This window comes from Oceanitalea stevensii (assembly GCF_014837105.1).
In the GTDB taxonomy this organism is placed as follows: Bacteria; Actinomycetota; Actinomycetes; order Actinomycetales; family Actinomycetaceae; genus Oceanitalea; species Oceanitalea stevensii.
Genome location: NZ_JACSPO010000005.1, coordinates 1 through 22042 on the forward strand (window position 1 = coordinate 1; position 22042 = coordinate 22042).

18 protein-coding genes are annotated in these 22042 nt (G+C 72.5%); 4 read left to right on the plus strand and 14 right to left on the minus strand.

Annotated features, from left to right (window positions below; genetic code table 11):
• The first annotated feature begins 597 nt into the window (after positions 1–597).
• Genes H9624_RS10010 through H9624_RS10020 form a run of 3 tightly spaced genes read left to right on the plus strand, consistent with a single transcriptional unit; the run spans position 598 to position 3683 of the window.
• Positions 598–1311: a response regulator transcription factor gene (locus H9624_RS10010; RefSeq protein ID WP_251839758.1), complete on the plus strand. Its 714-nt coding sequence runs from the start codon at positions 598–600 to the stop codon at positions 1309–1311.
• Complete coding sequence (locus tag H9624_RS10015) at positions 1308–2732, plus strand: sensor histidine kinase (RefSeq protein WP_251839759.1); 1425 nt, start codon at positions 1308–1310, stop codon at positions 2730–2732. Before H9624_RS10010 ends, H9624_RS10015 begins: the two co-directional genes overlap by 4 nt.
• Before the next feature lie 39 nt (positions 2733–2771).
• Complete coding sequence (locus H9624_RS10020; protein ID WP_251839760.1) at positions 2772–3683, plus strand: hypothetical protein; 912 nt, start codon at positions 2772–2774, stop codon at positions 3681–3683.
• Here H9624_RS10020 and H9624_RS10025 read toward each other — a convergent pair.
• The 7 genes from H9624_RS10025 to H9624_RS10055 are packed head-to-tail and all read right to left on the minus strand — an operon-like array spanning position 3671 to position 10007.
• Entirely contained in the window at positions 3671–4738 is a 1068-nt protein-coding gene (locus H9624_RS10025) for a sulfate/molybdate ABC transporter ATP-binding protein (protein WP_251839761.1), read from the minus strand. The two genes, H9624_RS10020 and H9624_RS10025, sit on opposite strands and share 13 nt — an antisense overlap.
• Entirely contained in the window at positions 4735–5565 is an 831-nt protein-coding gene (locus H9624_RS10030) for an ABC transporter permease (RefSeq protein WP_251839762.1), read from the minus strand. The genes H9624_RS10025 and H9624_RS10030 overlap by 4 nt, the downstream gene beginning before the upstream one ends.
• Positions 5562–6326: a molybdate ABC transporter substrate-binding protein gene (gene modA / locus H9624_RS10035; RefSeq protein ID WP_251839763.1), complete on the minus strand. Its 765-nt coding sequence runs from the start codon at positions 6324–6326 to the stop codon at positions 5562–5564. The genes H9624_RS10030 and modA overlap by 4 nt, the downstream gene beginning before the upstream one ends.
• The gene (locus H9624_RS10040) at positions 6323–6733 is read right to left on the minus strand and encodes a TOBE domain-containing protein (protein ID WP_251839764.1); all 411 of its coding nucleotides are present in this window, start codon (positions 6731–6733) and stop codon (positions 6323–6325) included. The genes modA and H9624_RS10040 overlap by 4 nt, the downstream gene beginning before the upstream one ends.
• A gap of 49 nt (positions 6734–6782) precedes the next feature.
• Positions 6783–8108 (minus strand): ABC transporter substrate-binding protein, encoded by a 1326-nt coding sequence (locus tag H9624_RS10045; RefSeq protein WP_251839765.1) that lies wholly within the window; start codon positions 8106–8108, stop codon positions 6783–6785.
• A 40-nt stretch (positions 8109–8148) separates the two neighbouring features.
• Entirely contained in the window at positions 8149–9075 is a 927-nt protein-coding gene (locus tag H9624_RS10050; protein ID WP_251839766.1) for a carbohydrate ABC transporter permease, read from the minus strand.
• Positions 9072–10007 carry a carbohydrate ABC transporter permease gene (locus tag H9624_RS10055; RefSeq protein ID WP_286011087.1) on the minus strand — a complete coding sequence of 312 codons (936 nt, stop codon included), beginning with the start codon at positions 10005–10007 and terminating at the stop codon, positions 9072–9074. The genes H9624_RS10050 and H9624_RS10055 overlap by 4 nt, the downstream gene beginning before the upstream one ends.
• A gap of 302 nt (positions 10008–10309) precedes the next feature.
• Here H9624_RS10055 and H9624_RS10060 point away from each other — a divergent pair, with 302 nt between their 5' ends.
• Positions 10310–11623: an ISL3 family transposase gene (locus H9624_RS10060; protein ID WP_443678510.1), complete on the plus strand. Its 1314-nt coding sequence runs from the start codon at positions 10310–10312 to the stop codon at positions 11621–11623.
• Positions 11624–11764: 141 nt separating this feature from the next.
• Here H9624_RS10060 and narI read toward each other — a convergent pair whose 3' ends face one another.
• The 7 genes from narI to H9624_RS10095 form a co-directional block, all read right to left on the minus strand.
• Positions 11765–12550: a respiratory nitrate reductase subunit gamma gene (narI, locus tag H9624_RS10065; RefSeq protein ID WP_251839769.1), complete on the minus strand. Its 786-nt coding sequence runs from the start codon at positions 12548–12550 to the stop codon at positions 11765–11767.
• A complete protein-coding gene (narJ, locus tag H9624_RS10070; protein ID WP_251839770.1) occupies positions 12547–13245 on the minus strand; it encodes a nitrate reductase molybdenum cofactor assembly chaperone in 699 nt (232 codons plus the stop codon). Before narJ ends, narI begins: the two co-directional genes overlap by 4 nt.
• On the minus strand, positions 13242–15101 hold the full coding sequence (gene narH / locus H9624_RS10075; protein WP_286011075.1) for a nitrate reductase subunit beta: 1860 nt from the start codon (positions 15099–15101) through the stop codon (positions 13242–13244). The genes narJ and narH overlap by 4 nt, the downstream gene beginning before the upstream one ends.
• The gene (locus H9624_RS10080) at positions 15101–18844 is read right to left on the minus strand and encodes a nitrate reductase subunit alpha (protein WP_251839771.1); all 3744 of its coding nucleotides are present in this window, start codon (positions 18842–18844) and stop codon (positions 15101–15103) included. The genes narH and H9624_RS10080 overlap by 1 nt, the downstream gene beginning before the upstream one ends.
• Positions 18841–20013: an MFS transporter gene (locus H9624_RS10085; protein ID WP_286011088.1), complete on the minus strand. Its 1173-nt coding sequence runs from the start codon at positions 20011–20013 to the stop codon at positions 18841–18843. Before H9624_RS10085 ends, H9624_RS10080 begins: the two co-directional genes overlap by 4 nt.
• Positions 20014–20196: 183 nt before the next feature.
• Positions 20197–20820, minus strand: a complete 624-nt coding sequence (mobA, locus tag H9624_RS10090; protein WP_251839773.1) for a molybdenum cofactor guanylyltransferase — start codon at positions 20818–20820, stop codon at positions 20197–20199.
• Positions 20811–22031, minus strand: coding sequence for a molybdopterin molybdotransferase MoeA (locus tag H9624_RS10095; protein ID WP_251839774.1), 1221 nt, complete (start codon positions 22029–22031; stop codon positions 20811–20813). Before H9624_RS10095 ends, mobA begins: the two co-directional genes overlap by 10 nt.
• Positions 22032–22042 lie beyond the last annotated feature (11 nt).

Here is a 22042-nt window from a genome sequence, read left to right on the forward strand (position 1 = left end):
GGGGTACTTCCTCGGTGCTGCCATGACTCTCATCCTCCATGGATTGAGAGCCTCCACCAGACCCGGGGCGATTCATGGGGATCCCCGAGGCACTCGTTGGAATCGAGTACGACGGCGCCGAGCACCACCTCCGGACAGTCGCCGACCGCGAGCGCGACGAAGCGCGGAGGGAAGACATACGCAAACGCTGGCGCTGGCGCGTCCTCCCGGCCACGTCTGCGGACATCCTCGGACGCTCTCCCCATCTCGAGGGCGCTGTCATGGAGCTGCTCGGCATCTCAGTCGACTTCCGCCGCCAGGACTGGGGTCTGCAGGCGTAACAACTCAGCGCTCGGCGGGATGAGCGTCGTAACAACTCAGCGCTCGGCGGGATGAGCGTCGAAACAACTCAGCTGTCGGCGGGATAGGGGTCGTAACAACTCAGCGCTCGGCGGGATGAGCGTCGTAACAACTCAGCGCTCGGCGGGATAGGGGTCGTAACAACTCAGCTGTCGGCGGGATGGGGGTCGTAACAACTCAGCTGTCGGCGGGATGAGGGGGGAGGGGCGTTCACTTGGCTTTCAGGAAAGATCCAGGGAAGGACGGCAGACTTGGGGCATGACCGGGGACCAGGCGCGCCTGCTCGTCGTCGACGACGAGCCGAACATCCGTGAGCTCCTCACGACGTCGCTGCGCTTCGCGGGCTTCGAGGTCGTCGCCGCCGCGGACGGCAACGAGGCGATCCACCTCGCCGTCGAGGCAGAGCCGGACCTCATCGTCCTCGACGTCATGCTGCCCGACATGGACGGCTTCACCGTCACCCGCCGCCTGCGCGAGCGCGGTCACCACACCCCGGTCCTCTTCCTCACCGCCCGCGACGACATGTCCGACAAGGTCACCGGCCTCACCGTGGGCGGTGACGACTACGTGACCAAGCCCTTCAGCCTCGAGGAGGTCGTCGCCCGCATCCGGGCGATCCTGCGGCGCACCCAGCAGCAGGAGCCGGACGAGGGCGTGCTGCGCTACGCCGACCTCGAGCTCGACGAGGACGCCCACGAGGTCCGCCGCGCCGGCCGTGTCATCGAGCTGTCCCCCACCGAGTTCAAGCTCCTGCGCTACCTCATGGTCAACGCCGGCCGGGTGCTGTCGAAGGCGCAGATCCTCGACCACGTGTGGGAGTACGACTGGGGCGGCGACGGCGCGATCGTCGAGTCCTACATCTCCTACCTGCGCCGCAAGGTCGACGGCCGCGGCACCGACGGCGAGAAGCCCGTCCCCCTCATCCACACCCGCCGCGGCGTCGGGTACATGCTCCGCGAGCCCACCGGATGACCCTGCACGAGCGGCTGAGCGCGGTCCCGATCCGCCACCGGCTCGTGCTCATCGTCGTCGTCGTGCTCGGGCTGGGACTCACCGTTGCGGGCGCGACCACCGGCACGCTGCTGCGCGCCTACCTCCTCCAGCAGACGGACGAGCAGATCGCCACGGCGGCTCGGAACATCAACGTCGAGACGCTCGAGGAGCTGGACGCGAACCCGGACGCCGGCTCCGTCATGCCGTCCGACTACTTCCTCAGCCTGCGCCTGCCCGGCGCGACGCCTCTCGACATCGTGGCCAGGTACACCGTGCCCCGGTACGGCAGGCCCGAGCTCCCCGAGACGGTGGACCGTCTGGGCGAGGCCTACACGGTGCCCAGCGACGTGCCCGGCCAGCGGTGGCGCGCCGTCACCTACGGCGTGCAGGACGCCCCGACCGGGACGACGCTCACCGTGGCCCTCCCCCTCGAGGGCGCCGACGAGACCGCCTACCAGGTGGCCCGGACGATCGTCATCTCGGGCGTGCTCATCATCCTGCTCGGGGCCGCCCTCAGCTGGTTCGCCGTCGAGCGCGCGCTCCGTCCGCTGCGGCAGATCGAGCAGACCGCCGGCGCCATCGCCGCCGGGGACCTCTCCCAGCGGGTGCCCGCGACGAACCCGCACACCGAGGTGGGGCGGCTGTCGCACTCGCTCAACACGATGCTCGCTCAGATCGAGCAGGCCTTCGCCGCCCAGGCCGCCTCCGAGAGCCGCATGCGGCGCTTCGTCTCCGACGCGAGCCACGAGCTGCGCACCCCGCTCGCCACGGTCCGCGGCTACGGCGAGCTCTACCGGATGGGCGCCATCCCCGAGGCGGAGCTGCCCGCGGCGATGGCCCGCATCGAGAGCGAGGCGAGCCGCATGGGCGGGCTCGTCACCGACCTCCTCCAGCTCGCCCGCCTCGACGAGGGCCGCCGCCTCGCCCGCGAGCCCGCCGACCTCGCCGTCCTCGCCCACGACGCCGTCGCCGACCTGCGCGCCCTCGACCCCGGGCGCACCGCGACGCTCGTCCCGCTGGCGGACGGCATCCCTGGCCCGGACGCGATGGTCGTCCTCGGCGACGAGAACGCCCTGCGCCAGGTGCTGTCCAACCTCACCGGCAACGTCGTGCGGCACACCCCGGCCGGCACCCCCGTGGAGGTGGCGGCCGGACGCCAGGGCCGCGACGTCGTCGTCGAGGTCCGCGACCACGGGCCGGGCATCTCCCCCGAGCACGCCGAGCGGGTCTTCGAGCGCTTCTACCGCCTCGACGACTCCCGGGCCCGCTCCTCCGGCGGCTCCGGGCTCGGCCTGGCGATCGTCTCGGCCCTCGTCGCCGCGCACGGCGGCACCGCACGGGTGCTCCCCACCCCCGGCGGCGGCACGACCGTCCGCATCACCCTCCCCGCCGCGGGCTGACTCGCCGGCGGGAGCCGCGCGGTGTGGTTGCATGGCGCGGTGACACACCGGACGCAGGGCGGGTTCGACACGACGGCGTTGCGCGGGCCCCTGCCGCGCACCGGTCAGCGGCCGGGTGGCTCGCGCCTCCCGCTGCTCATCGCCCTCGGCGTGCTGGCACTGGTCGTCGTCGTCGTGGGCGCGGTCGCCGCACGCCAGGGCACCGGCGTCCTCACGGCGCTGGCCGACCCGGTCCTGCTGGGAGCGCTGGGCCTCGGCGCCGTCCTCGCCGCGCTCGTCGGCCTCCTCCTCGCCCTGCTGGTGCGGAGCGGTGGCCGGCGGTCGCGTCGTCTCGCCGCGTTCGCGGCGGCCAACGGCCTCACCTACCACCCGCGCCATCCGCAGCCTGCCGACCTCCCCGAGACCGGCCTGTTCGGCCGTGTCAGGCGCGGCGGGCAGGCCGGGTGGATCAGCGACGTCGTCGTCGACGCGCGAGGCCGCCACGTCGAGTACGGCCAGGCCGCCGTGCGGCGGGGCCCCTCGCGGGGCAGCTCGGCGGAGTGGTGGGGGTACGTCGCGGTGCGCACGCCAGTCCCGATGCCGCACGTCGCCGTCCTCCGCCGGGGCCGGCTCGGGCGGCCGGCCGCTCCCTTCGCGTCCTTGCGGCAGCTGGCCCAGGACGTGCCCTCCGTGCCCGGCCTCGACCCACGGTTCACCGTGCTGTGCCCGGCCGGTCACGAGCGGGACGTCGCGGCCGTCGTCTCGCCGGAGCTGTTCGACCGGTGGGCGACGCTGGGTCTGGAGGTCGAGATCCTCGACCGGTGGGTCGTGCTGTTCCGCCGGGGGCGGCTCGTCACGCTCGACCCGGACCGGTGGCAGGAGCTCGCGACCATGACGACGGCGCTCGACGCCCGCCTCACCGCCTGGGAGGCGCCGCGCGTGCCAGGACGTCCGCGGCCTCAGGCGTCGTAGATCTCCACCTCGGCGGCCTTGACGACGAGGACGACGTCGTCGCCCACCCCGATCCGCAGGGCGCTGAGGGACGCCGGGGTCACGTCCGCGGCGAGGCGGGAGCCCGACGCCGTCTCCCCGCGCACCCGGACGAGGGCGCCCTGCTGCTCCAGACCCGTCACCCGGGCCGGCAGCACGTTGCGCGGACTGCCACCCGGGGCGGCCCGGTGGACCGCCACCGCCCGCGGGGAGAACGCGGCGGCGGCGCGACACGTCGTCGCGGGCTGCGCGCTCGCGAGCCCGTGGACGACGTCGTCGCCGGCGCGCACGGCGTCCGCCGCCACCCGCTCCCCGAGGAGCAGGTTGACCCCCGCGAGCCGCGCGCCGAAGCCGGACCGCGGCCGGCCGAGCACCTCCGCCGTCGTCCCCTGCTCGACGACGCGGCCGGCCTCGAGCACGACGACGTCGTCGGCGAGGGCCAGGACGTCGAGGAGGTCGTGGGTGACGACGACGGCGGTCCGTCCCGAGCCACGCAGCGCCGCGCGTAGGACCTGGCGCAGCTGGGCCGCGGCGTCGACGTCGAGGGCGGAGAGCGGCTCGTCGAGCAGGAGGAGGTGCGGGTCCGGCGCGAGCGCCCGGGCGAGGGCCACGCGCTGCGCCTGCCCTCCGGAGAGCCGGTGCACGCGCCGCTCGGCGAGCGCCTCCGCGCCCACCTCCGCGAGCCGGGTTCGCGCCAGCTCGTCGGCCGCGCGGCGTGCCACCCCGCGGGCCCGGGGGCCGAAGGCGACGTTGGCGAGGACGTCGAGGTGGGGCAGGAGGAGCGGCTCCTGCGCGAGGAGCGAGATGCGGCGCGCGTGCGGCGGCACCCAGGCGCCCTCCCCCGCGACCCGCCGCCCGGCGACGCGAACCTCGCCGCTGCCCGGCCGTACGGTGCCCGCCGCGAGCCCGAGCACCGTGGACTTGCCCGCGCCGTTGGGCCCGAGCAGCGCGAGGACCCGGCCGGCCGGGACGGTGAGCTCGACCTCCACGTCCCGCTCCGGGACGGCCGCCCGGACGGCGAGCGCCGGCGCGCTCACGAGGCCGCCCCGCCGCGCCGGGGGCGCTGGGTGAGCAGCACGATGCCCGCCGCGACGACGACGAGCACGAGCGAGAGGGCGATCGCGGCGTCGGGGTCGGTCTCCCGCTGGAGGTAGATCTCCAGCGGCAGGGTCCGGGTGACGCCCTGGAGGGAGCCGGCGAAGGTGAGCGTGGCGCCGAACTCCCCGAGGCAGCGGGCGAAGGCCAGCGCCGTCCCCGAGCCGAGGGCGGGCATGAGCAGCGGGACCGTCACGCGCCGCAGCACGGTGGTCGGGCGGGCGCCGAGGGTCGCGGCCACGACCTCGTGCCGACGCCCGGCCGTACGCGCCGCGCCCTCGACGGCGATGACGAGGAAGGGCAGGGCGACGAAGGTCTGCGCGAGCACCACCGCCGTCGTCGAGAAGGCGATGTCGATGCCGAGCACCTCGAGCCGCTGCCCGAGGAGGCCGCGGCGGCCGAAGGTCGTGAGCAGGGCGAGCCCGGAGACCACGGGCGGCAGGACGAGCGGCAGGAGGACCACGGTCCGCACCACCCGGGCGCCGGGCAGCCGGCCCCACGCGAGCACGAGGGCGAGGGGCACGCCCAGCACGACGGCGAGGGCGGTGGCGGCGGCCGAGGTCCGCAGGCTGAGGCCGAGCGCGGCGAGCGAGGCCTCCGATCCGAGGAGGGCGGGCAGCTCCGCCCACGGCACCCGCAGCAGCATCCCGACCACGGGCAGGGCGATGAGCAGGACGCCGACGGCGGCGGGCACGAGCACCCAGCGCGGAAGGCCACCGAGGTGGTCGCCGGGCGGCGCCACCCGGCGGCGGTCCGGGACGGCGGTCACGGCGTGCCGAACCCGGCGTCGCCGAGGAGCTCGCGACCCTCCGGGCCGAGGAGCAGCTCGACCCACGCGTCGGCCAGCTCCGGGCTGGCGGCCCCGGTGGTGACGGCCACCGGGTACCGGTTGACGACCTCGTCCGCCCGGGGGACGGCGATCGTCTCGACGGCGTCCCCCGCGGCGGCCGCGTCGGTCGTGTAGACGAGCCCGGCGTCCGCCTGCCCGCTCGTCACCTTGCCGAGGACGTCGACGACGCTCCCCTCCTCGCTCACCGGCGAGAGCGAGACGCCGAGGAGGTCGGCGAGCGCAGTGGTGGCCGCGCCGCACGGCACCTGCGGCGCGCAGACGACCAGGGCGGCGCCGTCGAGGCTGTCGTCCAGCCCGCCGACCCCGGCCGGGTTCCCGCTCGGGACGACGAGCGTGAGGACGTTGCGCGCGAAGACCTGCGGCTCACCGGCGACGGTCCCGTCCGCGACGGCGCGGGTCATCGTCGTCTCGTCCGCGGTGGCGAGCACGTCGGCCGGGGCGCCGGCGTCGAGCTGCGCGACGAGGTCGGCGGAGCCCGCGAACGAGAAGGTCACCTCGGCGCCGGGGTGCTGCTCGGTGAAGACCTCGCCGAGGTCCTCGAACACGCCGTGGAGGGACGCCGCGGCGAGGACGGTGAGGCGCTCGTCCGGCGCTGCGGCGCCCCCCGCCTCCGCCCCTCCGCAGGCGGCCAGGCCCAGCGCGGCGACGACGACGGCGGCGAGGCCCGGCCCGCGGGTCACCGGGTCTCCCGGGGTGCTTCCACGATGACGGTCGTCGCCTTGACGACGGCGGAGGCGAGCGATCCGGGCTCGAGCCCCAGCTCCTCGACGGCCTCGGCGCTCATGAGGGAGACCACCCGGAAGGGTCCGCACTGGAGGTCGACCTGCGCCATGACGCCGTCGGCCCGGACCCTGGTGACGAGGCCGGTGAAGCGGTTGCGGGCCGAGCTGGAGACCCCGCCGACCTCCGGGAGCTGGCGCCGCTCGGCGAGCTCCTGGGCGTAGCGGGCGAGCTCGGCGCCGTCGAGGACCTTGCGTCCGGCGTCGTCGGTGCCGGCGGTGAGGTGCCCGTCGTCGACCCAACGACGGACCGTGTCGTCGCTGACGCCGAGAAGCGAGGCGGCGGAACCGATCCGATACTGCGGCATGATCGGGAGCATACCGCCGCAGATGCGGCTCGGCGTCAGCGACGGACGCTCAGCCCTCCACCTCGCTGGAGAGGTCGGACTCGAAGAGGCTCTCGAGCTCGGTCTGGACGGCCGCCATCTCCTCCGCCACGTCGGCGTCGGAGGTGAGGATCCGCTGGAGCGTCTGGGAGAGCAGGAGGTCACCACCGGGCACGAAGACGCGCGCGAAGTCCTGGACGCGGGCCCGGCCCAGCTGCTCGACCGCCGTCTCGAACTGCGGCCGCTCGGCATAGACCTCGGACATGTCGGCCTCCGTGTGCACCGGGACGTACCCGGTCGCCGCGGAGAACTTCGCGGTGGACTCCGGGCTCGTCATGTGGCCCATGAACATCGCCGCGGCGAGCTGACGCTCCGGCGTGCTGTCCGAGGCGATCATGAGGCCCGCACCGCCGGTGGGCGTCTCGCCCTCGGCGGCCGGGCCACCGGGCAGGAACGCGGTCCCGACCTCGAAGCTCGCGGTCTCGAGGATGCCGCCGAGCGACCCGGTGGACTGGACGATCTGGCTGGCCGCACCGGAGGAGAAGTTGTCCGCCGGGTCGCCCGAGGCGACCGAGGCCCAGTCCCCCACCGCACCCTGGGCGAACTCCAGGGCCTCGACCGTCTCCGGGGAGGCGACCGGGGAGAAGTCCCACTCGTCGGACCAGGAGCCGCCGTAGCCCCAGACGATGTTGGCCATCCACCACGCCGGGTACTGGTCCTGCGGCGGGAAGGCGAAGGCGGTGTCGGCGACCCCGGCCTCCATCAGCTGACGGGACACCTCGGCGACCTCGTCCCACGTCTCCGGCGGGGCCTCGATGCCCGCCTCCTCGTAGTGGTCGACGTTGTAGTAGAAGAGCGGGGTCGAGCGGGCGTAGGGCACCCCGTAGTGGCTGTCCTCGTAGAGGTAGTCCTCGTAGAGCGCCGCGACGTACCCGGACGTGTCGACGTCGGCGGCCTCGAGGAGGTCGTCGACCGGCGTGAGGGCGTCGTTGAGGTAGTTGGGGAACCAGGTGGCGTCGGAGAGGACGACGACGTCGACCTCCGCGCTGCCCTGCGCCGTCTGGAAGCGGGTCGAGGTCTCCTCGTAGTTGGCCCCGGACGTCACGACGTTGACGGCGATGCCGGTCTCCTCCGTGAACTCGGCGATGAGCTCGTTCTCCACGTCGGCCGAGCCGCCGGGGTGGTTGGTCCAGAAGGTGATCTCGTCGGCAGGCTCGACCCCCTCGAGGTCGGTCCCCGTCGCGTCGTCGGTCGCGTCGCCGCCGCCGCTCGTGTCGGGACCGCAGGCGGTCAGGGCCAGGGCGGCGACGCCGAGGACGGCGGCGCCGCGGGTGACGCGGCGAAGTGGCTTGCTCATGACGTTTCTCCTTCAGATCGGGGTGGACGAGGGCAGGGCATCACTTGACGGCGCCCTGCGTGAGGCCGGCGACGACGTAGCGCTGCAGCGCGGCGAAGATGATGAGGACGGGGACGGTCACCATGACGGCGCCGGCCATGAGGATCCCGTAGCTGCCGGTCTGCGACTCGATGGACTGCAGCAGGTTGAGGCCCACCGGGAGGGTCATCTTGTCCGGGGAGTCGATGATGATGAGCGGCCACAGGAAGTTGTTCCACTCGTTGACGATGGTGACGAGCGCGACGGTGGCGATCGCGGGCACCGACACGGGGACGGCGATCTGGAAGAGCTTGCGCCCGTGGCCCGCGCCGTCGAGCTCGGCGGCCTCGAAGAGCTCCTTCGGCAACGCCTTGAAGTGCTGGCGCAGCAGGAAGGTGCCGAAGGCGGTGCCGAGACCGGGCAGGATGATGCCCCACAGCGTGTTCCGGCCACCGAGGGCCGTGACGGTGAGGTAGTTCGGCAGCATCGAGACCTCGGGCGGCACCATGAGGGCCACGAGGATCCCGAGGAAGATGAGGTTCGCCCCGGGGACCCGGATGAACACGAGCGCGTACGCCGTCGTCACCGCGAGGAGCACCTTGATGCCGGCCCCGACGACCGTGACGACGACGCTGTTGCCGAGCACGGTGAGCAGCGGCACGCGGGCGGCCACCGCGGAGTAGTTGTCCAGGGTGGGGTCCTGCGGCAGGAGCGTGGGGCTCAGCGTGACGATCTCGCCCGGGGGCTTGAAGCTCGACAGGATCATCCACGCCAGCGGCAGCACGATGATGACGAGCGCGATGAGGATCGGCAGGTAGCCCGCGAGGATTGTGTCGGCGACGTTGCGCGGGGCGAAGGCCTTGGCGAGGTCGGACGTGCGACGGCGGCGCGGACGAGGGGCGAGGCCGCCGGCCCCGGGCACGGGGCTCACCACGGTTCGATCGGTCACTGGTAGTGCACCTTCCGCTCGACGTAGCGCAGCTGCACCGCGGTGATGAGGAAGAGGGTGAAGAAGAGGACGACGGCGATGGCCGCGGCGTAGCCCGCCCGCTGGTAGGCGCCGAAGGACTGGAGGTAGATCTCGAAGATGATCGTGTTGGTGCCGTGCCCGGTGGGCGTCATCGTCCGCAGGATGTCGAAGGCGTTCGTCATCGAGAAGATGATGTTGGTGACGAGCAGGAAGAACACCGTCGGCGTGAGCAGCGGCAGGACGATGGAGAAGAAGCGCCGGACCGGGCCGGCCCGGTCGAGGGTGGCCGCCTCCATGAGGTCCTGGGGCACCGACTGGAGGCCGGCGAGGAAGACGACGGCGCAGTAGCCGAGGTTCTTCCAGACGTAGACGACGAGGACCATGACCAGGGCCCAGCTCTCGTCGAGGTACCACTCCGGGGACGCGACCCCGAAGAAGCCCAGGATGTGGCGCAACGCGCCGATGCTCGGGTCGAAGATGAAGTTCCACACCATGGCCACGCCCACGCCCGAGAGTACGTAGGGCGCGAAGACGGCGGTCCGGGCCGCCGTGCGGCCCGGGATCCTCTTGTTGAGGACGAGGGCGATGAGCAGCCCGAGGACCATCGAGCCGAGGACCGCCCCGGCGGTGAAGAGACCGGTGACCCGCCAGACCTCCAGCCCCGAGGGCGAGGTGAAGAAGCGGGCGTAGTTGTCCAGCCCGACCGGTGTGGCGCGCGGTGAGCCGAGCCGCCAGTCGAGCGTCGAGTAGTAGATGTTGCTGACCAGCGGGTAGTAGATGAACGCGAGGATCAGCAGGATGTTCGGCCCGGCGAAGAGCAGGAACAACGACCAGTTCCGCGACAGCCGCTTGCGACGGGCCCGGGTGCGCACCCGGGCCCGCTCGGTCTGCTCGTCGAGCCCCCCGTGCATCCCCCGTCCGATCTGCGCCGTCTGCGTCGACCTGGCGCCGTTGATCGCACTGTAGCGCCCGGTCACCCCGTCTTCTCCATGGACACGAAGCGGACGGTAACCCCACCGTGTGACCGGGCGATGACCCGGAGGTGAACAGACCCAGTAACAACTCAGCGCTCGGCGGGAGGGGGGGGGCTTAACAGGCTCTTCGGACATCCGGTGGGGAGCAGGACTCGCGGTGGTAGCTGAGGGCGGGTAGGGGTCGAGGTCCCCGATGATCGGTAGCGACCAAGCAACCGTTCGTTCCGAGGACCTCGACGTTGACCAACGCTACGGGGTGTAGCGATGCGCCCACCACTGATCCCTGCGCGCGCTGCGACACACTCTTGGGCATCGCCGACCTTCATGTCGAGAGCGTCGAGCGCACCGCCGTCCTGTTGACCGTCACGGTCTCCACGCCCTGGCAGCTGACGGGCTGCCCGACCTGCGGCGTCGTGGCGCCCAGCCGCGGACGACGGCGGCGCGAGCTGCATGACGTGCCGGGCATCGTGCCGGTGCGCGTGATCTGGCGTCAACGCGTGTGGCGGTGCCCCGACCCGGACTGCCCGAAGGGCACCTTCGTCGAGCAGGTCCCCGCGCTCGTCGCGCCCCGCGCCTCGTTGACGAGCCGCGCAGTCGGGTGGGCGATCGTCCAGCTGTGTCGCGAGCACGCCACCGTCGAAGGCCTCGCCCGCCAGCTGGGAGTGGACTGGAAGACGCTGTGGCGCGCGATCAAGCCCCGCCTGGTGAAGCTGGCCGCCGATGAGTCCCGCTTCGCCGGGGTCGTCAGTCTCGGCGTCGATGAGCACATCTGGCACCACGTCGACCCCAGGCGTCGCGGCGCGAAGGAGCTCACCGGCATGGTCGACCTGACCCGCGACGCCGAGGGCAAGGTCCGCGCCCGGCTACTGGACCTGGTGCCCGGGCGGTCGAAGAGGGCCTACGCCGACTGGCTCACCGACCGCTCCCCGCAGTTCCGTGCCGGAGTGCAGGTCGCCGCGCTGGACCCCTTCGCCGGCTACAAGACCGCCATCGCCGACGAGCTCGCCGACGCCACCGCCGTGCTCGACGCCTTCCACGTCGTCAAGCTCGGCACCCAGGCCGTCGATGAGGTCCGCCGCCGCGTCCAGCAAGAGACTCTGGGCCACCGCGGCCGCAAGGGCGACCCGCTCTACGGCATCCAGAAGCTCCTGCGCGCCGGCGCGGAGAACCTCACCGACCGCCAACTCGCCCGCCTCGCGGCAGCGATCGAGGCCGACGAGGCCCACCAGGGCGTCTACCTCGCCTGGCGATGCGCCCAGGACCTGCGCGCCGCCTACCGCTGCGCCGACCTGACTGCTGGGCGCGCGATGGCCGAACGCATCCTGGCGATCCTCCCCACCTGCCCGGTCCCCGAGATCGCGCGTCTCGGACGGACGCTACGCCGCTGGAAGGAGGCGTTCTTGGCCTACTTCACCACCGACCGCTCCAACAACGGCGGCACCGAGGCCATCAACGGCATCATCGAGCTCCACCGCCGCCTCGCCCGCGGCTACCGCAACCTCACGAACTACCGCCTCCGCATGCTCCTCGCCGCCGGCGGACTCAACACCTGATCCCCACCAAATGTCCGAAGAGCCGCTTAACAACTCAGCGCTCGGCGGGAGGGGGCCTCCGCCGGGCGCTGGCGCCCTTCACTCCCGCGCCGGGCGCTGGCGCCCTTCACTCCCGCGCCGAGCGCTGAGTTGTTACTGGGGTCAGAGGTCGGTGCTCGTGGGGGTGCGGCGGCGCTTGCGGTCCTGCGGGGTGCCCACGGGCTCCCAGCCGCGCCCGGGCTCGCGGGTGCCGCGCGCCGCGGAGCCGCGCGAGCGGTAGACGACGAGCGGACGCGTCGAGTAGCCCACCGGCGCGGAGAAGGCGTGCACCAGGCGGGTGAAGGGCCACACGAGGAAGAGCAGGAAGGCCGCGACGATGTGGAGCTTGAACTGGAAGGGGACGTCGGCCATGAGCTCGGGCTGCGGCTGGAAGTAGAACAGCGAGCGCAGCCACGGCGAGATCGTCTCGCGGTAGTCGTAGCCGTGACCGCCGGCGAGGATCTGGTTCTGCACGGTGGCCCACATGCCCAGGACGATCGGCGTGGCCAGCAGGACGTACATGAACTTGTCCATGCGGGTGGTCGCGAGGAACACCGGCCCGGTCTTGCGGCGCCGGTAGATGAGGATCGACAGGCCGACGACCGTCATGATCCCGGCCAGCGCCCCCATGTACGTGGCGATGAAGTGGTAGAAGTCCTGCCCGATCCCCACGGCCTCGGTCCAGCTCTTGGGGATGAGCAGGCCCATGAAGTGGCCGGCCGCGACGAAGAGGATGCCGAAGTGGAACAGCGGCGAGCCGAGCCGCAGCAGCGCGTGCTCGTAGAGCTCGGAGGACCGGGTGGTCCAGCCGAACTTGTCGTAGCGGTAGCGCCACAGCAGGCCGACGACGAAGACCGCCATCGACACGTAGGGGAAGACCACCCACGCGATCGTGTTGAGCCCGTTCATGCCCTGACCTCCATCTGTGCGGCGCCACCGGGCGAGTAGGGCTCGAGGGGCCCCAGCGCGTTGAGGCCGACCATCTCGGTCGGCGGCCCGGACGTGATGAGCTCGAGGTACCGGTCGCGGACCTCGTCGGTGACCGGCGGCAGGGTGAGGCACACGGCCTCGACGACGGTGGCCCACGGGCTGGACATCGTCGTGAGCGCCGAGCGCAGCACCTCGATGCCCTGCCGGTGCGAGCCGAGCAGCCCGCCGGCGATCTCGCCGTCGCCCAGGGCGGAGAACTCCAGGACGATCGGCAGGAAGTCGGGCAGCTCGGGGCGGTCGACCTCCCAGCCGGCGGCCCGGTAGGCCTCGACGAAGCGCACGAGCGCCGTCCCCCGCTTCCGGGTGTCCCCGGTGAGGAAGTAGGACAGGTACATCGAGCACTTGCGCTTGAGGTCGAAGGTCGCGACGTAGTCCTGCGCGAGCGCCTCGTCACCGACGGCTGCCGCGTGGTCGAGGAAGCCCCACAGCCGCTCGCGGACCGGGCTCGGCAGGTCCTCGACGGCGTCGCGGACGGTGCCGTACGCGGCGAGCCGCTCCGCCGTCGGGTAGTCGAGGAGGATGGAGGCGGCCATGTGCGCGAGCGCGCGCTCCCGGTCGCTCACCCGCACCGGCTTGAGCGGTGTCAGCTCGGGGGCACGGATGAACCCGCTCATCGCGTGGCCCCCGGACGCGGCTCGTCACCGGGCGACTGGTCGCGCACCCGGTCGGTGCCGAAGGCCTCCGGGCCGGGGTCGCCGGCCGGGTAGGGGTCCTCGGCGTACACGGCCGGGCCGGAGTCGATGTCGCCCGAGTGCAGGTCCTCCCCGCCCTCGGAGGGGGCGTCGTCGATGGCGACGGCGACGCTCGCGCTGCCGCTCACCTCGTCCTCGCTCTCGTCGGCACGGGGCGGGAAGAGCCCGCTCGCGCCGCGCCCGTCCCAGTTGAGCAGGTTGGTGCGCCCCGGCGTCGAGGGCGAGTGGGGCGAGGTCTGCCGGTCCTTGAGCGCGTGGAAGTTCTCCACGGTGGCCGGGACGTCGGGTCCCGAGCCGGTGCCGAAGGGCCCGCCGCCACCCATGCCCGGGCCGCCGTGGACGTCGAGCGAGCAGGCCATCTCCTCCAGCTCGCGGCTGATCTCGGCGTGGGCGGAGGGGATGACGTAGCGATCCTCGTACTTGGCGATGGCGAGCAGGCGGTACATCGCCTCGATCTCCTCGCCCGTCATCCCGACGGCGGCGGCCGTCGCCTCGTTGGGCTCCTCGCCGAGGTTGATGTCGCGCATGTAGGACCGCATCGCGGCCAGGCGCCGCAGCACCCGCTCGACCGGGGCGGGGTCCCCGGCCGTGAAGAGCTCGGCGAGGTACTCGAGCGGGATCCGCATCGTCGACAGCGCGGTGAGGAGCGTCCTGGCGTCCTCACCGTCGTTGCCGGAGGCGGTGACGACGTCGACGACGGGGCTCAGCGGCGGGATGTACCAGACCATCGGCAGCGTGCGGTACTCCGGGTGGAGCGGCAGCGCGACCTCGTACTCGGTGATGAGCTTCCAGATCGGGGAGCTCTGCGCCGCCTCGATCCAGTCCTCGGGCATCCCCTCGCGGCGGGCCGCGGCGACGACCTCCGGGTCGAAGGGGTCGAGGAAGACGCTGCGCTGGGCGGCGAGGAGGTCGTGCTCGTTCGGGGTCGCGGCGGCCTCGGCGACGCGGTCGGCGTCGTAGAGGACCAGGCCGATGTAGCGCAGCCGGCCCACGCAGGTCTCCGCGCACACGGTGGGCAGGCCGGCCTCGATGCGCGGGTAGCACATCGTGCACTTCTCGGCCTTGCCGGTCTGGTGGTTGAAGTAGACCTTCTTGTACGGGCAGCCGGTCACGCACATGCGCCAGCCGCGGCACTGGTCCTGGTCGACGAGGACGATGCCGTCCTCGGCGCGCTTGTACATCGCGCCGGACGGGCAGGAGGCGACGCACGAGGGGTTGAGGCAGTGCTCGCAGATGCGCGGCAGGTAGAACATGAAGGTCTCTTCGAACTCGGCCTTCACCTGCGTGTTCATCTTCTTGAGGATCGGGTCGTCGGCCATCGTCTCGGTCGAGCCGCCGAGCATGTCGTCCCAGTTGGCCGACCACTTGATGTCGATGTTCTCGCCGGTGAGCAGCGACTTCGGGCGAGCCACGGGCGTGTGCCGGGAGTCCGCGGGCGCGTTGAGCAGCATGTCGTACTCGTAGGTCCACGGCTCGTAGTAGTCGTGGATGGTCGGCATCTTCGGGTTGGAGAAGATCGTCGCGAGCTTCTTCGCCCGGCCGCCCGCCTTGAGCTTGAGCTTCCCGCGCCGGTTGAGCGTCCAGCCGCCCTCCCAGACCTCCTGGTCCTCGTAGGTGCGGGGGTACCCGAGGCCCGGGCGGGTCTCGACGTTGTTGAACCACACGTACTCGGTGCCGGTCCGGTTCGTCCACGCCTGCTTGCACGTGACCGAGCACGTGTGGCAGCCGATGCACTTGTCGAGGTTCATCACCATCGACATCTGCGCCATGACCTTCATCAGTACTGCACCTCCTGGCTGCGACGGCGGATGACCGTCACCTCGTCGCGCTGGTTGCCGGTGGGCCCGGTGTAGTTGAACGCGTACGCCAGCTGGGCGTACCCACCGATGAGGTGGCTGGGCTTCATGAGCACGCGGGTGAGGGAGTTGTGGATGCCGCCGCGCTGCCCGGAGGTCTCCGCCACGGGGACGTCGACGACGCGCTCGGTCGCGTGGTGCATGTAGACCGTGCCCTCGGGCATGCGGTGGGAGACGACGGCGCGGGCGACGACGACGCCGTTGCGGTTGTAGGCCTCGATCCACTCGTTGTCCCGGACGCCGATCTTGTCGGCGTCCTGCGGGGACATCCAGATGTTCGAGCCGCCGCGGGACAGGGACAGCATGAAGAGGTTGTCCTGGTACTCGGAGTGGATCGACCACTTCGAGTGCGGCGTGAGGTAGCGGACGGCGACCTCCGCGTGCCCGGCGGCTGCCGGGTCACCGGTCGGGGTGGTGTCCCCGGGAACGGCGTCCCCGTAGAGGCGGTGCATGTCCAGCGGGGGGCGGTAGACGGGCAGCGTCTCGCCCATCTCCTCCATCCAGTCGTGGTCGAGGTAGAAGTGCATGCGCCCGGTGAGCGTGTGCCACGGCTTGAGCCGCTCGACGTTCGTCGAGAAGGCGGTGTAGCGACGCCCGCCGGTCTCCGAGCCGGACCACTCCGGGGAGGTGACGACGCTCGTGGGGCGGGTCTGGGCGTCGGTGAACGTCACCCGCACGGACTCCGACTCCGCGGCGAGGTCCGCCAGCCTCGTCCCGGTGCGCTTCTCCATGTCCTCGAAGCCCTGGGTGGCCAGGCGCCCGTTCGTCGTGCCGGACAGGGCGAGGATCATCTCGATCGCCTTGGTGTCCTTGTCCAGTGACGGGCGGCCCTTGGCGATCCCGGAGACCACGCGCCCGTTGCGGGCGGCGAGGTCGGCGACCTCCTTGTCCGGCATGAACTTCACCCCCTTGGTCTGCATGCCGAGGGTGTCGGTGAGCGGGCCGAGCGCGTTGAACTTCGCCAGGGTCTTCGTGTAGTCGCGCTCCACGGTGATGAGCTTGGGCATCGTCACACCCGGCACGAGCGGGGTCTCCCCCAGCGGGGCGACGGCGCCGTGCGGGGTGGCCAGGGCGTCGGCGGTGTCGTGGTTGAGGGGCGCGGCGATGACGTCGCGCCGGGCCCCGAGGTGCCCGACGCTGAGCTCGGAGACCTTCCCGGCGAGGTCCTGGAAGATCCGGAAGTCGGTCCGGGTCTGCCAGGGCGGGGAGATCGCCGGGTTGAAGGAGTTGACGAAGGGGTGCATGTCCGTCGTCGAGATGTCGTGCTTCTCGTACCAGGTGGCCGCCGGCAGGACGATGTCGGAGTAGATCGTCGTCGAGGTGTTGCGGAAGTCGATCGTCGTGAGGAGGTCGAGCTTCCCCTCGGCGGCCTCCTCGCGCCACACCATCGAGCTGGGCCGGCGTCCGGGCGGGGACTGCTCGCCCCGCACGGAGGACTCCGCGCCGAGCAGGTGCTTGATGAAGTACTCGTTGCCCTTGCCGGAGGAGCCGAGGATGTTGGAGCGCCACACGGTGAGCACCCGGGGGAAGTTCTCCGGGGCGCCGGGGTCCTCGACGGCGTACCTGAGCCGTCCCTCGCGCAGCTCGTCGACGATGTGCTCGGCGACCTCCTTGCCCGCGGCCTGCGCCTCGTCGGTGAGGTCGAGGGGGTTGCGGTTGAAGGTGGGGAAGCTCGGCACCCAGCCGCGCTTGGTCGCCTCGACGAGGGTGTCCGCCGTCGTCATCCCCTCGAGCTTGCCGGTGGCGAGCGGTGAGGTGAGCGTCTGCGCGGGCAGGCCGTCGTAGCGCCACTGCTCGGTCCCGAGGTACCAGAAGGCGGTCGAGATCATGTGGCGGGTGGGGCGCTGCCAGTCGAGGCCGAAGGCGTACTGCTGGAAGCCGGTGATCGGGCGGACCTTCTCCTGGCCGACGTAGTGCGCCCAGCCGCCGCCGTTGACGCCCTGGCAGCCGGTGAGCTGGACGAGGGCGATCATCGCGCGGTAGATCGTGTCGGAGTGGAAGTAGTGGTTGGTGCCGGCGCCCATGACGATCATCGAGCGGCCCTTGGAGCGGCGGGCGTTGTCCGCGAACTCCCGGCCGATGCGGATGACGGCGCTGATCGGCACGCCGGAGTGCTCGGCGGCCCAGGCGGGCGTGCCGGGCTGGGTGGCGTCCTCGTAGCCCGCGGGCCACTCCCCCGGCAGGCCCGGGCGGCTCACGCCGTACTGGGCGAGGAGGAGGTCGAAGACGGTCGTGACGAGCCGGCCGCCGACCTCGCGGACGGGCACGCCGCGGCGCAGCACGCCGGTGCCACCGACGTGGAGGCCGACCTCGCCGGTCTCCTGGCCGGGCGCGACGTCGAAGCGCGGCAGGAGCACCTCGACGGCGCCGGCGCCCTCCCCCTGGACGGACAGGAGCGGGTCGTGACCCTCGAGGTCGAGGTTCCAGCGGCCCTTGCCCTCGTCCCCGAAGCGGTCACCGAGGGTGCCCTTCGGGACGAAGGGGGCGCCGTCGTCGTCCATCATCACGGTCTTGAAGGCCGCGTTCTCGGTGCCGGCGTGCTCGGGCAGGTCCGCGGCCGTGAGGAACTTGCCCGGGACGTAGGCGCCGTCGCGCTCCTCGAGGGAGACGAGGAACGGGGAGTCGGTGTACCGCGTGACGTAGTCGGTGAAGTACGGCTCGGGGTCGTCGACGTGGAACTCGCGCAGGATGACGTGGCCCATGCCCATGGCGAGCGCCCCGTCGGTGCCGGGGTGGACGGCGAGCCACTCGTCGGCGAACTTCGTGTTGTCGGCGTAGTCCGGGGAGATGCCCACGACCTTCTGGCCGCGGTAGCGCGCCTCGACCATGAAGTGCGCGTCCGGGGTGCGGGTCACCGGGATGTTCGAGCCCCACATGATGAGGTAGCCGGCGTCGAACCAGTCGGCGGACTCGGGCACGTCGGTCTGGTCCCCGAAGATCTGCGGGGAGGCCATCGGCAGGTCGGCGTACCAGTCGTAGAAGGACAGCACGTTGCCGCCCATGAGGGAGAGGAAACGGGTGCCGGCGCCGTAGGAGACCTGCGACATCGCGGGGATGACGGTGAAGCCGGCCAGCCGGTCCGGGCCGTACTGCTTGGTCGTGTAGACGTGGGCGGCGGCCATGATCTCCATGACCTCCTCCCACTGGGCGCGCACGAGGCCGCCGCGGCCGCGGGCCTTCTTGTAGCTGCGTGATCGCTCGGGGTCCTCGACGACGTCGGCCCACGCGAGCACGGGGTCACCCAGGCGCGCCTTGGCCTCGCGGTAGTAGCCCAGGAGCTTCCCGCGCACGTAGGGGTACCGCACGCGGGTGGGCGAGTAGGTGTACCAGCTGAAGGCGGCGCCGCGCGGGCAGCCGCGGGGCTCGTACTCCGGCTTGTCCGGGCCCGTGGTGGGGTAGTCGGTCTGCTGGGCCTCCCACGTGATGATGCCGTCCTTGACGTACACCTTCCACGAGCAGGAGCCGGTGCAGTTGACGCCGTGGGTGGAGCGGACGACCTTGTCGTGGCTCCAGCGGTCGCGGTAGAAGGAGTCGCCCTCCCGCCCGCCCTTGAGGAAGAGGCGGGACAGGTCCTCGGAGGCCTCCCCGCGGCGCAGGAAGGTCCCGAGCTTGAGCAGCGCGTCGGTGGCCGCGGTCTGCGGCTTCTCCGGTCTCGTCGTCGTCATCGCGTGGTCCTTTCCGTGGTCGGTCGGGAGGCGCGGCGGACCGGCCACCAGCAGAAGGCGGCGACGCCCAGCGCGCTGAGCGCGAGGAGGGCGAAGCCGAGGGTGTAGGCGTCGGTCGCGCCGTAGACGGCGCCCATGACGAGGGGCGGGAAGAAGCCGCCGAGGCCACCGGCCGCGCCGACGATGCCCGTCACCGAGCCGACCGTCCCGGGCGGCGCGACCCGCGCGACGAGCGCGAAGCAGGCGCCGGAGGCCGCCCCCAGTGTGGCGGCCATCGCGAGGAAGGCCACCGTGCCCGCGGGGAGCAGCTCCAGGCGCAGCGCGGCGAGCACGGCCATCGCTCCGGCGACGACGAAGCACACGGTGAGGACCGGGACCGGGTGGAAGCGGTCGGACAGCCAGCCGCCGATCGGCCGCGCGACGACGGCGAGCACGATGAAGCCGGCGGTGCGGAAGGACGCGTCGGAGCGGTCGAGGCCGAAGTCGTTGATGAGGTAGGTCGGCAGGTAGACGCTGAAGGCGACGAACCCGCCGAAACCCATCGCGTAGATGAGCGAGAGCTGGAGGGTGGCAGGGATCTTCAGGGTGGTCCACGTGCGGCGCAGCATCGAGTCGGTGGACGCCGGCGGGCGGGCGGGCGAGTCACGGAGCACGACCCAGGCGACGACGGCGTACACGGCGAGGACGACGGCGACGAGCACGTAGGGGGCGGGACGGCCGTAGTCGTCGGCGATGTTGACGGTGGTGAAGGCGGCGACGGCGGTGCCCGCCGTGCCCATCCCGAAGATCCCCAGGGCCAGGCCGCGGCGCGCCGGCGGGTACCAGGCGTTGACGAAGGGCACCCCGACGGCGAACGCGGTGCCGCCGATCCCGAGGAAGAACCCGCCGATGATGAGCATCGCGAAGCTGTTGGCGACGAAGCCGACGAAAAGCGTCGGGATGATCGTCACGAGGCTGACGGCCGGGAACATCACGCGTGCGCCGAAGCGGTCGGTGAGGGCGCCGACGGGAATTCGCCCGAGCGAGCCGACGATGACCGGCACGGCGACGACGACCGAGACCTGGAAGGCGGTGAGGTCGAGCTCCCCGCCGTAGGTGTTGCCCAGCGGGGCGATGAGGTTCCAGGCCCAGAAGTTCACCAGGAAACCCACGGTGGCCAGCGCGAGCATGAGACCCGGTGACCGGGCGGCACCCTCCGCCTGCCTCGTTGCGACGTCGTCCGTGCTCACGTGCCCTCCCGTCCGGGCGGGCCGAGCGACCTGCCCCGGGGCCGATTATGCACGCGTTTCTCGGTGCTTGACCTCCCCCTTGAGCACCATTTCAGTTATGGGCCACGGGCATGACTTTAAGGTTCATTCGACCGAGTGGTCGGTGGTATTTCTCCCGGTATTTCTCCGGAGGTAGTCGGCGCGGTCCGCCCACGTGTCGATGTCGCGCACCTCACCCTCCGCGGCCGGGACCGCGAGGAGCCGCAGCGGGCCCACCAGGGCCCGCACCGGCGCGCCGCGCACCCCGCCGGCAGCGGCGACGGACGCGACGGCGGCCTCGAGCGCGGAGCGCACGTAGAGCCCCAGCAGCCACTGCTCGCGCCCCCCGTCGTCGCTCAGCACCACCCCGTCCACGTCGGTGCCCCGTTCCTCCGCCGCGGCGAGCAGGCGCGGCACGGCGGCCGCGGCCCCCGGCAGGTCGCAGGCGAGCACGAGGACGAGCGCCTCCCCCTCCCCCAGCGCACGCAGACCGGCGACGACCCCGGCGACCGGCCCGCCGTGGGGCGGGTCCTCCAGGGTGCGGGTCACGCCGTCGGGCACGGGCACCGCCTCGGGCGCGACGACGACGACGCGGCTCGCCGCCGCCGTCGCGTCGAGCACGTGGTCGAGCAGGCGCCGTCCCCCGACCTCGACCTGCGGCTTGAGCACCCCACCGAGCCGCCGCCCGGTCCCCCCGGCCAGCACGACGGCGTCGTGGGCTAGGACCACCGGAGCAGCCCGACCTTGTCCCCGGGGGCGACGGCGTCGACGTCCTCCGCGACGACGGCGAGCGCCTGCGCGGCCGCGAGGGAGGCGACGAGGTGGGAGCCGGACCCGCCCGCGGTGGCGGGACGCACGGAGGGCACCGGGCCGTCGTCGACGAGGACCGGCAGGTACTGGCGCCGGCCGGGCGGGCAGCGCCAGCCGACGGCCGCGCGGGCGGTGGCGAGCGGCACGCGCGCGGGCTGCCCGAGCAGCCGCCGCAGGGCGGGGGCCACGTGGACGTGGAAGGAGACCATGACGCTCACCGGGTTGCCGGGCAGCGCGAAGACCGGCACCCGTCCCCCGAGCAGCCCGAAGCCCTGCGGCTTGCCGGGCTGCATCGCCACGGTGGTGAAGTCGAGCTCGTCGGTCAGCGCCGCCTTGACGACGTCCTTGGTGCCGACGCTGACGCCGCCGGAGGTGACGAGCGCGTCGAGGCCGGGCAGCGCCGCCTCGACGACCCCGCGCAGCGCCTCGGGGTCGTCACCGACGGACCCGAGCGGGACGGGCTGCCCGCCCGCCTCCCGCACGAGGCCCGCGACGAGCAGGCTGTTGGAGTCGGGGATGCGGCCGGGCCCGGGGTCGGTGCCGGGCGGGCACAGCTCGTCGCCGGTGGCGAGCACGCCGACCCGCGGGCGCGGGTGGACGTCGAGCTCGCCGTGCCCCGCGGAGACGGCGGCGGACAGGTGCGTGGCGGCCAGGACCGTCCCGGCGCCGAGGACGACGTCTCCCGGGCGGACGTCCTCCCCGCGGCGGCGCACGTGCGCACCGGGTGCGGGCGCGCGGCGGAGGAGCACCCGGTCGGGCAGGGCGGTGGCGCCGGGCGGCTGGTCACTGAGCTCGACGGGCACGACGGCGTCCGCGCCGGGCGGCAGCGGCGCACCCGTCATGATCCGCACGGCCCGTCCCGCGCCCACGGGCGTGGGCTCGGTCGTGCCGGCGGGGACGTCGCCGTCCACCGGCAGTGCCACGGGCGAGTCCTCCGCGGCGCCGGCGAGGTCGGCGGCCCGGACGGCGAAGCCGTCCATCGCGGAGTTGTCGAAGGGCGGCACCGCGAGCACCGCGGTGACGTCCTGCGCGAGCCGCAGCCCGTGGGCCTCCGCGACCGGCACGCGCCGCGGGGCCAGCGGCTCGACCTGGCCGAGCACGCGCTCCTGGTACTCCTCGACGGTGATCACGGGCAGTCCCC